The sequence below is a fragment of the Nocardia sp. NPDC047038 genome, from assembly GCF_040644075.1.
Lineage (GTDB): Bacteria > Actinomycetota > Actinomycetes > Mycobacteriales > Mycobacteriaceae > Nocardia > Nocardia sichangensis.
This window is the reverse complement of record NZ_JBEYVQ010000007.1, coordinates 298,520-312,631: the sequence shown is the minus strand read 5'-3', so window position 1 is coordinate 312,631 and position 14,112 is coordinate 298,520. Positions and strand designations below refer to the sequence as shown.

Below are 14,112 nucleotides of genomic sequence, written 5' to 3'. Positions count from 1 at the left end.
GCGAGTTCGGCGAGCTTGTTCGAATGCTCAGTGAACTGCGCTGACGCGAACACAGGCGAGCGCGTCTACACGATGCGCGGCGAGGATGACGACACCCGGTCGAGCGGAGTCAGGGCCGTTTGATCACCGCCGCGGGCAAGGGCTTGACATTGCCCCAGGGGCAGGGTTCGAGCATGGTGGCATGAACGAGATGAACACGGAATTGGCCGAATTCGTCGCGGCGTCGGCCGGAACGTTGGGCGTACCGGGTGTCGCGGTCGGGGTGACGGTCGGCGGTCGAGAAGACTTCGCGTGCCACGGGGTGACGAGTGTGGTCAACCCGCTTCCGGTCGACCGGGACACGATGTTCGTGGTCGGGTCGGTGAGCAAGACGTATACGGCGACCGCATTGCTGCGGTTGGTCGCCGAGGGACGGGTGGAGTTGGACGCGCCGGTGCGGCGGTACGTCCCGGAATTCGCCCCTGCCGATGCGGCCACGGACGAGATCACTGTGTTGCGGCTGCTCAACCATACGGCCGGGCTGGAATGGAAGCTCGGCGTCGACACGGGCGAAGGAGACGACGCTTTGGCACGGCACGCGGTGAAACTCGCCGAGGCGCGGCTGATCGCGGAACCGGGAGGGCGGGCGTCCTACAGTCAGGCGGGGTTCAATCTGGCAGGCCGGGTCGTCGAGAACGTCACCGGGTCGACCTTCGAGCGGGCGGTCGCGTCGCTGTTGTTCGAACCGCTCGACCTGACACACAGCTGTTATTCCGTCGACGACGTCATGACCCGGCGGTTCGCGGTGGGTCACAACGTCGACTCCGACGGTGTGCTCGCCGTCGCCCGGCAATGGAAGGACAACCGCGCGAACAATCCCGGCGGTGGCGTGGCGACGTCTGTCCGCGATCTGCTGCGCTGGGCGCGTTTCCACCTCGGCGACGGCCGGACCGAGGCAGGCGAGCGCATCCTGCCCGCCGAACTGCTGCACCGGATGCGGGAGCAGACCGTGGAGCTGCGCGGGAGCACCCTGGGTGACGCGTTCGGGATCTGCTGGTTCCTGCGCGAGGTGAACGGTGTCGCGACCATCGGGCACGGCGGGTCGGGCAACGGTCAGTTCGCCGACTTGCTCATCGTGCCGGAGCGCGATTTCGCCGTCGCGGTGACGTCGAACGCGGGCCCGGGCGCGGGGCTGGCGTTCAACCGGACGGTGGTGAAATGGGTGCTCGAACACTACCTCGGTGTGGTCGAACGCGATCCGGAGCCGCTGCCCTACGACGCGGCGCGGGCAGGGGAGATCGTCGGGCATTACGAGAACGAGATGATGCGGCTGACCCTCGACACCGACGGGGCAAGGTCGACGATCGAATGCGCCATCAAACCCGAGATCCGTGCCGCCGCGGTGACCGATCTGCCGCCCGACCTGCCACCGGCTACCCTCGGCCTGCTGGCCGGCGACGCGGACGAGTACATCGTCACTGAAGGCGGTCTGCAAGGACAACGCGGGTTCTTCACCCGTGACGATTCCGCCGCCGTGACCGGAATCGATCTCGCCGGTCGCTTGTTCGCCCGGGTGCGATGACGGCGGCGGGCACCGAAGGGAGACAGGCGTGATCACGATCGGGCAGCTCGCGCGGTATGCGGGCGTGACGATCAAGGCCGTGCGCGTCTACCACGAACGCGGCCTGCTGCCCGAGCCGCCGCGCGACTCCTCCGGCTATCGCCGCTACAGCGCCGAGGACGCCATCGATCTGGTCAAGATCAAGACATTGGCGCGATCCGGCGTGCCCCTGGCGCGGATCAAGGAATTGCTGACCGCGAATTCCGACGAATTCGCGGCGGCGATCGCCGAGATCGACCGCATGCTCGCCGAACGCGCCGAGGAGATCCGCCGCACCCGCGAGCAGATCGCCGAACTGGGCTCAGGCGATCGACTGTTCGTGTCCGCCGATGTCGCCGAATACCTCGCGCGCCTGCGCGAACTCGGGGTGAGCGACCGGGCGGTCCGGATGGAGCGCGACATCTGGATTCTGCTGCAATCGGTCGCTCCGGAACAGGCGTCGGACTGGGTCGCCGACAAGCTCGACGCCATCGACGATCCGCGATTCCGGGCCATCTACCTCGACTACGACGCGGCATTCGACTGGTCCCCAGACGACCCGCGGCTGGTGGACCTCGCCGACCGCACCCGCCGGTGGATCATAGGCAGACGCACCGGAGCCGGCCGGACCACCCCGGCGCTGGATCCGAAACTGGTCCGCCTGGTGAACGAATCCGTCGGAGTCACCTCGCCCGCCTGGGAACGGCTCACGAAGATCGCGCAGAAGGCGACCACCGAGTAGCAACCGCCCGCATCGGCTCGGCAATCGCATTGCGGTACAGCTGTTTCGAGAGTGCGTTACTGTCCTGCGGACCCGTGCGCCGGCGATCCGGCTGCTCGGGCGGTCATGTCGTACTCCGGAATCGAGGCAAGCGTATGAACCACAAGCTCTGGTTGCTCGGACGGTCCGTCACAGTCGGTGCTCACATCATCGGCGAGAAAGTGTTCCGGCCGAAGGCGCGCGACGTCGAGGACGTCCCGGTGTCGGGTGAGACGCTGACCCCACAGTGGCTGACGGCCGTGCTGTGCCGCGATGTCCCCGGGGCCGAGGTGCTCTCGTTCGAAACCGCGAACGGCAGCCGCGGAACATCGACCCGCGTCGCGATTCGCGTCGACTACAACGACGCGGGACGGCAGGCGGGCTTGCCGACCGACCTCTTCGCGAAGACAACGACGGCCTTCTCGCAACGCATCCTGCTCGGTGGCGGGAAGATGATCGACGGCGAAACCCGTTTCTTCCGTGACTTCCGCCCCCAGGTCGACATCGAAGCGCCGATCGGCTACTGGGGTGCCGCCGATTCGGCGTCCTGGCGATCGATCGCCTTGATGGAAGACATCGCCTCGACCCGTGGTGCGCAGTTCGTCGAGCCGAACGCCCCGGTCGCCCGGGACCAGATCGAAGACCTGGTGCGCAATCTGGCTCGACTCCACCGCACCTTCTGGAATCACCCGTCGATCGCGGACCTCAAGACGACCACCGAGGCGCTGCGGGCATACCTCTCCGCCATCGACATGAAGAAGCGTTGCGAGGTCGGCCTGCGCCGCGCCGCGGCGGTGGTCCCGGAGGCCCTGCACGACCAGGCCGACCGGCTCTGGGCCGGTGTCGAGCGGGCGATCGACAACGCGACGAACGAGCTTCCGCAGACTCTGTTGCACGGTGACCCGCACATCGGGCAGACATATCGAACCGCCGCCGGGCGAATGGGATTCGTCGACTGGCAGGTGGTGATGCGGGGAGGCTGGGCACACGACTTCGCCTATACCGTGAATTCGGGATGCGAGCCCGAGGACCGGCGTGCTTGGGACCGTGAACTGCTGGCGGCCTACCTGGACGAACTCGGAGCCCTCGGCGGCCAGGCGCCGTCGTTCGAGGACGCGTGGCTGGCGTACCGGCAACAGTCCATGTTCGCGTACGCGGCGTGGGCGTTCACGATCGGCAGGGCGGCGTATCAACCCAAGATGCAGCCGGTGGAGACTTGCCTGACGCTGTTGAAGCGAATCACCACGGCCATCGACGACCACGACTCACTGGACGCTCTCGGCGTCTGACCCCGAGTTCGTCCACTGCCTCCGTGTTGTCGCGGCCGGGTCGATTCCGGCCGCGCAGCGGATCGGCAGGCATTCTGCGAAGCTTGTTCTCGTCCGCGGTGAGGGTCACGGTCCACGCGCGCTATACCATCGCTTGGTTCCGGCACAGTCGCCGTGAGTTCGCTCCAGTCCAGTGTCCAGGCAGGGAGCGGTAGTTCAGCAGTCACGTTGTGCAACACCAATGTTTGGAGTTCGCTCTTTGAGTACGCCGCAATCTCATGCTCCGGCTGGGTCGTGCCCGGTCCTCCACGGCTCGCCGATCGAATCCGACGAACAGCGAGTGCCCATGTACTCGCCCGAGTTCGCGGCCGATCCGCACCGTGTGTACCGCGAGATGCGCAGGCGCTATGGGTCTTTGGCGCCGGTGGAGTTGGCCCCCGGCGTCCCGGCCACCTTGGTGATCGGCTACGGCACCGCGGTGCGGATCCTCAACGATCCCGACCATTTCCCGGCCGACCCGCGCGCCTGGCAGAAGAACATCCCCGCGGATTGCCCCATTCTTCCCCTGCTGGAGTGGCGGCCCATGGCCAGTCGCAGCGCCGGGACCGACTTCACCCGCTACCGTGGGGCGATCACCGCCAGCATCGACGAGGTCGACCTGTATGCCCTCCATTCCGTCGTGGAAGGACTGGCCACCCCGCTGATCAACTCGTTCTGCGAAGACGGGTCCGCCGAGCTGATCCGCCAGTACGTGTTCCCGCTCGTCTTCCAAGCGGTGAACTATCTGCTCGGCTGCCCGCCGGAGATCGGGGCGCAGGTCGCCGCCGGTACGGCCGCCCTCCTCGAGGGTGTCGACGCCGAGAAGGGCAATCAGATGCTCGGCGAGGCGCTGATGAGCCTCGTGACACTCAAACGCGCCGAACCCCAGCGCGACATCACCTCGGTACTGCTGCGGCATCCCGCCCGGCTCGACGACGTCGAGGCGTCGCACCACGTGTCCCAGGTGTACGGCAGCGGCATCGAATTCCAGCTGAACCTGATCACCAACACCCTGCTGCTGATCCTCACCGACGAGCGCTTCGGCGACAGCATCCTCGGCGGAAACCTGTCGTCCCGCGATGCCATCGACGAGGTCTTGTTCAACGACCCGCCACTGGCGAACCTGCTGATCACCTATCCCCGTCACCCGATCCTCATCGACGACGTCTGGTTGCCCGCGCATCAGCCCGTCGTCATCAGCATGGCCGCGTGCAACAACGACCCCGCGATCCGCACCGGCGACTTGACCGGCAACCGCTCCCACCTGGCCTGGGGTCTCGGCCCGCACGCCTGCCCCGCGCGTCCGCTGGCCTACCTGATCGCGCAAGAGGCCATCGACCAACTCCTCGACGCACTGCCGGAGATCGAACTGAACCTGCCGAACCGAACCCCCGAGTGGCGACCGGGCCCCTTCCACCGCGCCCTGACCGAATTGCCGGTCACCTTCCCCCCGACCTCTCCGCTGAATATCTGACGCAACGCTGTCGAGGCTTGCGGCCTGCGGCCGTCATACGACAGGTGCGCGCCGCTACACACCCGACGACAGTTGGCGGCGTGAGGTGCTGACCGCTCTCGATCGGGCGGAACTGCTTCTGCTGGCGTGCGGGCCCGGACCGGGTCTGCTATCCGCCCGGTCTACGAACGTGCGGGTCGCGCGATGCCGGGACTTCCCTCCGACCACTGGCCGCGCTCGGAAAGATCGTTGTCGCCGTACGGTCACCGGGCTTCGCTGCGACCCCGCTCGAGTGCGGCGGGGTCGCACGTACGCACCGTGATCATCAACTGGCGCTACCCCGCGATCGGCCGGACGTGAGGCGGCCGGTGGGGGCCGCCAGGAGTGCGGTCGGCGGGGATGCTGGTGGCGCTGGCCGCGTTGCCGGGGGTGAGGTTGGTCTGGCCGCCGGGAGTCAGGTTGGTTTGCGGCCCGCATGCCAGGTTGGGCCAGGAGCAGGTCGGTAGGTTGGGGTCCTGGCCGGCCTGGGCCACGCCGGCCGTCAGCAGCCCCATGCCCAGCAGGGCGGGTGCTGCGGCGATCGCCAGGGCGCGGGCGAAGCGGCGGGTGCGGTGGGTCGAGCGCTGGTCGATGGTCATATGGGTGCTCCTTCGTGTCGGTGTGGCGGGGAGGTCCCGCTGTCGTCATTTATGACGCTGTCCAGACTCATCGACGCTGGTCCGGGCCGAAAGGACACCCAGGGTGCGCGGCAGCGCACCCTGCTCGTGGTTCGATCCCACCAAGGTGTCGGGTTCCGGTTGCCCACGCGGACACCTTTGCGCGTCGTCCCCGGCATCGCGTTCTCGATCAGCACGGGCGGCGACATCGTCTGCGGCCGCGGAATCGGGACCGCCGAGGATGGCGTATCGGGATACAGCAGCCTGGCAATCGGCGGCGACCGCCGACTCCGCCGCATTGGCCGGGCGAGCGGAGTGGACCGACTACAAGGCGATCATCCTGCAGGCCACGCGCTGATCTCCGGATCGAAGCGAATGCCGGTCACCCAGCGCGTGAACACAATGGCCCGCAACAGTTTTCGGCGATCGCTGCGGGCTCGCTCTGCCGACACGCCATCAAACGTGGGAGAGCTGCTCGCGCAGCACCGTACTCAAGGTGACGGGTTCGCGACCGAGCAGGGTGGCCAGTGTCGGGTCGACAGTGGCGAACTCGCCGACTCGGCTGGCGGCGAAGATGCCCAGCAACTGATCCGCCCGCTGCGCGGGAACGCCTTGGCCCACCAGCTCATCCCGGAACTTGTCGTCGGGTGTCGTGGTCCTTGTCACGGCGCGGCCCGTGATCTCGGTGGCGATACCGGCGATGTCGTCGAAGGTGAGCGCTTGCCCTCCGGTGAGCGGCGGCGTGGGGCCGTCGAAGCGGCCTTCGTCGGCCAGGATGGCGGCGGCGGCTTCGGCGAGGTCGGCGTGCGCGGTCCAGCTGAACGGCCCGTCCGCGGGGAGTTCGAGCTGACCGGATTCCACTGCGTGGCCGAGGAAGTGCGCCGCGCTGGTGGCGTAGAAGCCATTGCGCAGCGACGTGAACGGCACACCGCAGGCGCGTAGTGCGTCCTCGGTGGCGGCGTGATCACGGCACGCCTGGAAGTGCGACAAGGCACTGGCTCCCATCTGGCTGGTGTACAGGATGCGCCGGGCGCCCGCGGCGACGGCCGCTTCGATCGCGGTGCGGTGTTGTTCGACGCACTCTTCGCCCATTTTGTCGACGGAGACGATGAGTACCTGAGAGGCGCCCTCGAAGGCGTTGGCGAGGCCGGCGGCGTCGGTGAAGCTTCCCTCGCGTACCCGTACCCCTCGCTCGGCGAACGCCCGCGCTTTTCGCGGGTCGCGGACGCTGACGCCGACTCGATCCGCCGGCACGCGCGTCAACAGTCTCTCGACGATCTGACGTCCCAGCTGTCCGGTGGCTCCGGTCACGATGATCATGATGCGCTCCTGTGTTACGGCGGTTCCAATGGAAACAGTTGAACGGTATCACTGATACTAACAATGGAACCAGGGAAGCGGTATCGTTGATATATGACATCGCGCGCACGCGGCACCGATGACGCAACTACCGTCGAGTCCGGCACGGCCACGGGCCGCGAGCAGACCCGGCAGCGGGTCATCGAGGCCGCCATCGACCTGCTGACGCGTGGGGGTCGCGACGCGGTCACCACGCGCGCGGTCGCTGATGCGGCGGGCTTGCAGCCGCCGGCCATCTACCGGCTGTTCGGCGACAAGGACGGGCTCCTCGACGCGGTGGCCGAGCACGGCTTCGCCGCGTTTCTCGCCACCAAGCACGTCGACCCCGATCCGCCGGACCCCATCGAGGACCTCAGAGCCGGCTGGGACGTCGCGGTCGAATTCGGTTTGGCCAACCCCGCGCTGTACACGTTGATGTACACCGAACCCGTCGGTACCACCTCGGCTGCCTTCAAGGCCGGCATGGAAATCCTGATGGGCCGAATCCGGCGCCTCGCCGCCGGCGGCTGGCTGCGCGTCGACGAGGAACTCGCGGCCCAGATCATCCATGCCACGGCGCGCGGCGCAGTGCTCACCTGGCTCTCGCTGCGCGAGGAGCGGCGTAACCCGGCCTTGTTGACCACCCTGCGGGAGTCGATGGTCGCCGCCGTCACCAACCAACAACCGGCGGTGCGAGACGCGGGCCCGGCAGGCGCCGCCCGCGCCTTGCGCGCCGCACTGCCCGAGCAGACGACCCTCAGCAGCGCGGAGCAAGATCTACTGCGGGAGTGGCTGAACCGCCTTGCCGCCGACGGCTGATCGGCGACCCTCGATCTTCCCTGCGCCGCCACCGTCGGATGCCGCGGCAATCGGGTGCCGAGCCGCGGCCAGCCGCGCGAGCGCGGTTTCGGTGAAGACCGACAACCCGAGGTCGGGGTTGTATCCGTGAATTTCCTTGACGTCGAGGTCGGCGAGGAAATAAAGGATCTCCGTCGAGACCACCTGCCCTGGAACCAGTATCGGGAAGCCGGGCGGGTAGGGCACCACGAAGGTGGCCGATACCAGGGGCTTCCCCTTGGCGAGCCGTCGCCCGGCATCGCCGAGCAGGACGTGTTCGCGGTCGGACTCCGCATACCCGGCGTAGAAGGCCGAACGCATATCGCCGAACGAGCTGGCGCCGTCGGGACGGAAAGCGCTGTCGAACTCGCTGAAATCGGGCAGTGCGGGCAGATCCTTGGTGATCTCGTCGACCCGGCGCTGTTGCAGCGCGCGATCGGCCCTGCCACCCGCGCTCCGGCTTCTCTCGAAGTCGGTGGCGACCCGGCGCAGCACGTCGAGCAGGTAGTGCACGCTCGACCAGGTGACGCCGATCGTGAAGATCAACAGCACACTGTTGATCGAGGTCTTGTTGATCTGGATGCCGAACCGGTCCATCAGGATCTTCTCGCGGAAGTCGTACCCGTTCATGCCGGTCTTGCCGATGAACAGGGTGACCCGGGTCGGGTCGAGCACGAACTGATCGGACCGCCACGCCTCGTTCCACTCCGCCAAGCCACCCTGTCTGACCTGCCGGTAGGAGATGACTTCGGAGGGGCGGAACTCGTCGGGCACCAGGTCGTCCTCGTCGAGGATGCGGAACCACTTCCCGATCAGCCGGTCCTTACGGACGCGGTGGCGGAACACGAGCGCCATGTCGTAGACGTTGCGGACCAGCTGGAAGCCCTCGATGTCGACCTGCCTGCGCGCCAGGTCCAACGACGCCAGGAGTTGCTGGTTCGGCGAGGTCGAGGTGTGGGTCAGGAACGCCTCGGCGAACGTCTCGCGGACGAGAGCTTTAAAATCCTGGTCGCGGACATGGATCATCGACGCCTGCCGAAGCGCGGACAGCGATTTGTGGGTGGAATGCGTCGCGTACACGCGCACCCGCGCACGCTCGGGGTCGGGAAGCAGCCTGCGCTCGCTCCACTCGGCACGGTCGACTCCCCGCATCGACGCACGCCACTCGCGGTACTCCTCGGCGTACCCGGGCGAGGACAACGTCGATCGGAGTTGCTCGGCGGCAACCATCGCGGTGCGCTGTCGCGCCCACGGCACGGCGGTCGCGAACGCGTACCACGCCTCGTCCCACAGGAAGCAGATGTCCGGCTTGATCGCCAGAACCTCCTCCATCACGCGCTGGGGGTTGTAGACGATGCCGTCGAAAGTGCAGTTGGTCAGCAGCAGCATCCGCACCCGGTCCAGTTGTCCGGCCGCCTCGAGGTCCAGCAGTGCCTTTTTGATGGTGTGCAGGGACACGGCTCCGTAGATCGCGAACGGCGCGAGCGGGTAGGCATCCAGGTACAGCGGGTACGCTCCGGCGAGCACCAAGCCGTAGTGGTGCGACTTGTGGCAATTGCGGTCGATCAGGACGATGTCGCCCGGCCGGGTCAGGGCCTGCACGACGATCTTGTTCGCGGTGGATGTGCCATTGGTGACGAAGTACGTCTGATCGGCGCACCACGTCTCGGCGGCTTTGTCCATCGCCGCCCTGATCGTGCCGTGTGGGTCCAGCAGTGAGTCCAGCCCGCCGGAGGTGGACGACGTCTCGGCCATGAAGATGTTGCGGCCGTAGAACTCGCCCATGTCCTGCAGCGACTTGGAGTTGAAGATGCTGGCGCCACGTGCGACGGGAAGCGCGTGGAATTGGCCGACCGGCGCGGCCGCGTAGGCACGCAAGGCATCGAAGAACGGTGTGGCGAACCGGCTGCGGACGCCCGCGAGCACCGTGCTGTACAGGTCGGTGACGTCGTTGAGGCGGTAGAACGTGCGATCGTAGACGTCCGTCTCGTCCTCGGTCTCCGCGGCGATCGACTCGTCGGTGAGCAGGTACAGGTCGATATGCGGTCGCAGCTTCCTGATCCACTCGCCGCATTCGACCCAGTCGTGGTTGCGGTCGGTCACGTTCACGTCTTCGTTGGCGCCGAGCAACGTGGTCATCAACGGCGCGCGGTCGCTGGAACGGAGGGGGAGGTCGTGCCGGATGATCGCCGCCTGAATCTCGCCGTTCAACGCGACGGCGGTGATGGCGTCCTCGATGCTCGCCACGACGAGCAGTTCGAACTGCACATCGTCCGATGGGTCGCGCAGTGCCCGCAGGCTCTCCGCCAGGCCCGCGGGAGCGTCGGGCGGAGCGTCGTCGCCGAGCAGGACGGTGTAGAACTGCTGCTCTTTGGCCCGCGCCACGAGTTCCTGATCTTCCAGCGGCGCGGAGGTGTCGAACAAGGCCGCACGGTCGCCGTACTCGGAGAGCAGGCGCACGGCCACCGACACTTCGTCGGTGAGCCGCGCCGTCGCGAGATCGGCGAGATAATCGCGAAACGCCGCCAATCTCGCCGGTCCCGGGTACAGCCAGTACCGCTCATAGGTGCCGAGTCGATCGAGGAGGCGCCGCACCCGGGCGGCTTCGTGGGTGGCGTCCAGCCCGGCCCGATTGACATCGGCGAGCCGACGGCACGCGTCGTCGAGCAGATTCCAGGTGTCGATTCGCGAGTACGACGGGTTCGCCACCGCCGCCAGCGCGGAAACAGAAAGCCCTTTCGGGCGCTCGCCGTCTCGGTGCATGTCGTCAGTTCCGCCCCCTCGATGGGCGAAGTGATCTGTCGAACGCGATAGACCTTATTGTGCCTCGCGGCAGGTCGAATTCCTAGCCGAGCGAAGAGAGCACGTCGGCAGGTTCCTCGCCACGGTTGTCGCTCGAAGGCCGCCCGCGATATTTCCGTGGCGCCGAAGCGAGGTACCTACAATGATCGTGTGACGACTTTTCGTCGCGATAGCGAAGTCGAGCTCGGCGACTACGTCGGAGGGATCGCCGCCCGGATGAACGAGCGGGTGACGGAAATCGGCACGACCATCCGGCGCAAACTCGAGGAAGAAATAGCCGAACTGCGCGAGGACACGGATTCGCTGGAACTGCTCGGGGCCAGCGTGCACGCGAATGTCGAGACACTGTTGCAGGCGCTGCGCCACGATATCCCGGTTGCGCGCGTCCAGGCGCCGACGGCGGCGATCGAATACGCCAAACGGCTTGCTCAGCACGAGGTTTCGCTCAATGCTTTGATTCGCGCCTACTGGGTGGGGCAGCGACGGATGAGCGAACTGGTGTTCGCGGAGGTGCGGGCCGCCGATATCACGCCGCAGCAGCGTGTCGATGCCCTGCAGACCATCACTACGACGCTGTTCAACTACATCGACTCGATCACCCGCCAGGTCGTCGCCGCCTACCAGGGGGAGCGGGAACAGTGGTTGGAGAATCAGAACAGCATTCGCACACTCCAGGTCCGTGAAGTGCTGACCGAGACGAGCGCCGTCGACGTCGACGCGGCGACCGAGTCGATCCGCTACCCGCTGCGCTGGCATCACCTCGCGCTGGTGCTGTGGTATCCGGAGCTGAGCACCGACGGTGACGAGCTGCCCCGGATACAGCGGTTCGTACGGGAACTGGCCGAAGCGGCGAACGCGTCGGCGCGCCCGCTGTTCGCCGCCGTCGATCGGGTCAGCGCATGGGCCTGGCTGCCCTACCGGTCGGTTCCCGCCGACCCGGTCGGCGCCGTACGCAGGTTCGCACGCGACCGGGCCGACGCTCCCTGTTTCGCGATCGGCACGCTCGGCGCCGGCGTCGAGGGCTTCCAGCGGTCCCATCGGCACGCTCAGGCCGCGCGCGCGGTCGCGCTCGCCCGCGGGACGGACGATCCGACGGTCTTCTCCGCGACCGATCCGGGACTGTCCGCCGCGGCGCTGCTGGGTGGTGACATGGCGGAAGCGCGGGACTGGGTGAGCGAGGTACTCGGCGACCTGGCCTCCGACAACGACAACGACGAGCGGCTCCGCGAGACGTTGCGGGTCTTCCTGCGCACCGGATCGAGCTACAAGGCCGCGGCCGCGGAAATGAACCTGCACTTCAATTCCGTGAAGTACCGGATAACGCGAGCGATCGCGCGGCGGGGTCGACCGATAGACGACGACCGGCTCGAGGTCGAGATGGCGTTGCTGGTGTGCCAGTGGTACGGGGGCGCGGCATTGCGCCGAGGCCCGGCGTAGCGCAGATCGTTTTCACCTCCTGGCTTGAAACCCATCACCCCAAAGCAAAGGAGAAGGCAATGTCCACCATCCACTTCAAGGAGACGACGAACTCGACACCGGAGCAGTTCGTAGCGGCGCTCACCGATTTCGGGCCGGGCCGCTCACAGGTGTTCGGCAACAGCGCCGACGAATACCTCGAAGTGCACAACCAGGGCCGCCGTGAGGCCGACGTCACGGAAGGCTCGCACGGCATCTGGGAACGCCTGCACTACGACTGGTCGAATCCCGAGCGGGTCGTCATGACGACCACCGACTCGAACGTATGGGGCGGCCACTCGGGCCACACCTACACCTTCAACCGCCGGTCGGACGGGAAGACCGATGTGGATGTCGTCATCGTGCGCGAGGGCAAGAACCTGAAAGGGCGAGTCCTCGAAGTCGTGGTCGGGACCGTCGGCAAACGCGTCCTGCGCCAGGCCCTGGACAAGACCGTGAAGGCCATCGAAACCCGCGACAACGGCGGAGGAACGGCCGAACGCCCGTAACGGGTCCTGCGTATCGGCGGTCAATCGCCGAGGTCGGGTGGGGTGGTGGCCAGCAGGCGCGGGTCCGGATCGGAGCCGGCCATGGCGAGGGCTCCGGCGGCGGCTCGGCCGAGCTTCCACAGGTCACGAGGATCGCGTTTGTTCAGTCCGCCCACCAGTTGTCGGAGAATGGTGAGCTGGTCGAAGTAGATCCGTTCGGTCACCAGGTTCTCGTGCTCGTCGAAGACGAAGTAGGCCGTCATCCTCGTGCGGTGCCGGGAGCCGGTCGGGGGAATCTTGCCGAGTGATCCGAGATGTGTTCCGAGCAGCCAGAATTCGACGATGACGGCGTCATGGCTGTGCCGGAGCGCGATGAGTTCGTGGTCCTGATCGGGGAAGGCGACGCGGGTGTCGTGGTAGTAGCCGCGCACTTCGCCGTCGCCGTCGTGGACGAGCATCTGCGCGATGATCTCGTAGTGCGGGTGGGGGAATGTCGACAGGGTGGCGTCCCAGTCCTGGCGGACTTCGTCGCGGAAGTGGTCGAGAACCAGTTTCTCGCGGGCGCGCAGCACGTCTTCGGGCGGTAGGTGGAATCGGGACGACATGGGAGTACTCCTTCGAAGCCGGGTCCATCACTGCTGTGGCCGTGACTGCGCATGGGCCTGGTGCCCGGGTTGGTCCATGTGACGGTGAGTTCGCTGGGGGAGGGAAACCGCGGGTACGGAAGGCGCATGCCTCCGATATCCACAGTGTGGGTTAAGTGATGACGAACTTATACCCACGCCGTGGATATAATCAAGGAGGTGTGCGGTCCGCACCTCGATCGTGCGAAAAATAGGTATACCCCCCGGTAATTTCACCGTCGCTCGACGTGGCTCAGCGGGGCAGTCTGGAGCGGAACTTGCCAGCACCGCCTCGGGGAGGCCCGTATGCACACGAACCAGGTCGAGCACACTTCGAATGTCGTCGGAGGTGGCAGTGAGCTGCGCGCGGACGACATGTTGATGATCTACCGCTGCATGCGGTGCGAGAAGTTGCTCGCGCCGATAACGTCCGGGTGTTCGTCCTGCGGATCCGACGACCTCGAAAGTGTGCCGTCGTCGGGTGCGGGTTCCGTCGTGTCATGGCGGGTAGTGGATCGGGCCCCGACCGACAGGCAGGGCGGGTTGGTGCCGCTGACGATCGCCATCGTGGAGCTCGACGAAGGCCCGTGGGTCTACACATCGCTCGAAGGCGAGATCCCCTCGTCCGCGGGCCCGTCGGTGCGCGTTCAATTCCAACCCCATCCCCGGGAAGGCAGGTTCCCGGTATTCGCGGTCAGCACCCGTTTGCCCTGACAGTCCGACTGCGCGACCCGCTGGATACGTCCCGGCGATATCCTGGGGATACGTCACCGGGAGGTGTGCAGTGGTGGGTTTGCCAATGAGCTCGGATGGG

The 14,112-nt window shown here is 66.7% G+C and carries 12 protein-coding genes; 8 read left to right on the top strand and 4 right to left on the bottom strand.

The annotated features are described in order from the left end of the window. Positions 1-181: 181 nt before the first annotated feature. From ABZ824_RS24535 to ABZ824_RS24520, 4 genes are all read left to right on the top strand, one after another. A complete protein-coding gene (locus ABZ824_RS24535) occupies positions 182-1,561 on the top strand; it encodes a serine hydrolase domain-containing protein (protein WP_356965524.1) in 1,380 nt (459 codons plus the stop codon). A gap of 28 nt (positions 1,562-1,589) precedes the next feature. After that, positions 1,590-2,321, top strand: coding sequence for a MerR family transcriptional regulator (locus tag ABZ824_RS24530; RefSeq protein ID WP_356965523.1), 732 nt, complete (start codon positions 1,590-1,592; stop codon positions 2,319-2,321). A 134-nt stretch (positions 2,322-2,455) separates the two neighbouring features. Continuing rightward, on the top strand, positions 2,456-3,628 hold the full coding sequence (locus ABZ824_RS24525; protein ID WP_356965522.1) for an aminoglycoside phosphotransferase family protein: 1,173 nt from the start codon (positions 2,456-2,458) through the stop codon (positions 3,626-3,628). Between the two features lie 325 nt (positions 3,629-3,953). Beyond that, on the top strand, positions 3,954-5,120 hold the full coding sequence (locus ABZ824_RS24520; RefSeq protein ID WP_356965521.1) for a cytochrome P450: 1,167 nt from the start codon (positions 3,954-3,956) through the stop codon (positions 5,118-5,120). A 314-nt stretch (positions 5,121-5,434) separates the two neighbouring features. On the opposite strand, the gene ABZ824_RS24515 is transcribed toward ABZ824_RS24520, so the two are convergent. Together ABZ824_RS24515 and ABZ824_RS24510 are read right to left on the bottom strand one after the other, a co-directional pair. Next, a complete protein-coding gene (locus ABZ824_RS24515) occupies positions 5,435-5,737 on the bottom strand; it encodes a hypothetical protein (RefSeq protein WP_356965520.1) in 303 nt (100 codons plus the stop codon). Between the two features lie 474 nt (positions 5,738-6,211). Then, on the bottom strand, positions 6,212-7,075 hold the full coding sequence (locus ABZ824_RS24510) for an NAD(P)H-binding protein (protein ID WP_356965519.1): 864 nt from the start codon (positions 7,073-7,075) through the stop codon (positions 6,212-6,214). 93 nt (positions 7,076-7,168) lie between these two features. Here ABZ824_RS24510 and ABZ824_RS24505 point away from each other — a divergent pair, with 93 nt between their 5' ends. After that, the gene (locus ABZ824_RS24505) at positions 7,169-7,912 is read left to right on the top strand and encodes a TetR/AcrR family transcriptional regulator (protein ID WP_356965518.1); all 744 of its coding nucleotides are present in this window, start codon (positions 7,169-7,171) and stop codon (positions 7,910-7,912) included. Here ABZ824_RS24505 and ABZ824_RS24500 read toward each other — a convergent pair. Further along, entirely contained in the window at positions 7,871-10,693 is a 2,823-nt protein-coding gene (locus ABZ824_RS24500; RefSeq protein WP_356965517.1) for an aminotransferase class I/II-fold pyridoxal phosphate-dependent enzyme, read from the bottom strand. The genes ABZ824_RS24505 and ABZ824_RS24500 overlap by 42 nt on opposite strands. Positions 10,694-10,882: 189 nt before the next feature. Here ABZ824_RS24500 and ABZ824_RS24495 point away from each other — a divergent pair, with 189 nt between their 5' ends. Both ABZ824_RS24495 and ABZ824_RS24490 read left to right on the top strand, forming a co-directional pair. Beyond that, positions 10,883-12,169 (top strand): helix-turn-helix domain-containing protein, encoded by a 1,287-nt coding sequence (locus ABZ824_RS24495; protein WP_356965516.1) that lies wholly within the window; start codon positions 10,883-10,885, stop codon positions 12,167-12,169. 59 nt (positions 12,170-12,228) lie between these two features. Further along, positions 12,229-12,696, top strand: coding sequence for a hypothetical protein (locus ABZ824_RS24490; protein ID WP_355076691.1), 468 nt, complete (start codon positions 12,229-12,231; stop codon positions 12,694-12,696). A gap of 20 nt (positions 12,697-12,716) precedes the next feature. Here the strand turns inward: ABZ824_RS24490 and ABZ824_RS24485 are convergent, their stop codons facing one another. Further along, positions 12,717-13,280 (bottom strand): ester cyclase, encoded by a 564-nt coding sequence (locus ABZ824_RS24485; RefSeq protein WP_355076689.1) that lies wholly within the window; start codon positions 13,278-13,280, stop codon positions 12,717-12,719. A gap of 324 nt (positions 13,281-13,604) precedes the next feature. Between ABZ824_RS24485 and ABZ824_RS24480 the strand changes: the two genes are divergently transcribed. Beyond that, a complete protein-coding gene (locus ABZ824_RS24480) occupies positions 13,605-14,012 on the top strand; it encodes an OB-fold domain-containing protein (RefSeq protein ID WP_356965515.1) in 408 nt (135 codons plus the stop codon). Positions 14,013-14,112 lie beyond the last annotated feature (100 nt).

What these genes read in the sequence shown, in the direction of transcription:
- ABZ824_RS24485 (WP_355076689.1), bottom strand. Translation starts at nt 13,280, where the DNA reads ATGTCGTCCCGATTCCACCTACCGCCCGAAGACGTGCTGCGCGCCCGC.
- ABZ824_RS24525 (WP_356965522.1), top strand. Translation starts at nt 2,456, where the DNA reads ATGAACCACAAGCTCTGGTTGCTCGGACGGTCCGTCACAGTCGGTGCT.
- ABZ824_RS24510 (WP_356965519.1), bottom strand. Translation starts at nt 7,075, where the DNA reads ATGATCATCGTGACCGGAGCCACCGGACAGCTGGGACGTCAGATCGTC.
- ABZ824_RS24515 (WP_356965520.1), bottom strand. Translation starts at nt 5,737, where the DNA reads ATGACCATCGACCAGCGCTCGACCCACCGCACCCGCCGCTTCGCCCGC.
- ABZ824_RS24500 (WP_356965517.1), bottom strand. Translation starts at nt 10,693, where the DNA reads ATGCACCGAGACGGCGAGCGCCCGAAAGGGCTTTCTGTTTCCGCGCTG.
- ABZ824_RS24480 (WP_356965515.1), top strand. Translation starts at nt 13,605, where the DNA reads ATGCACACGAACCAGGTCGAGCACACTTCGAATGTCGTCGGAGGTGGC.
- ABZ824_RS24490 (WP_355076691.1), top strand. Translation starts at nt 12,229, where the DNA reads ATGTCCACCATCCACTTCAAGGAGACGACGAACTCGACACCGGAGCAG.
- ABZ824_RS24520 (WP_356965521.1), top strand. Translation starts at nt 3,954, where the DNA reads ATGTACTCGCCCGAGTTCGCGGCCGATCCGCACCGTGTGTACCGCGAG.
- ABZ824_RS24505 (WP_356965518.1), top strand. Translation starts at nt 7,169, where the DNA reads ATGACATCGCGCGCACGCGGCACCGATGACGCAACTACCGTCGAGTCC.
- ABZ824_RS24535 (WP_356965524.1), top strand. Translation starts at nt 182, where the DNA reads ATGAACGAGATGAACACGGAATTGGCCGAATTCGTCGCGGCGTCGGCC.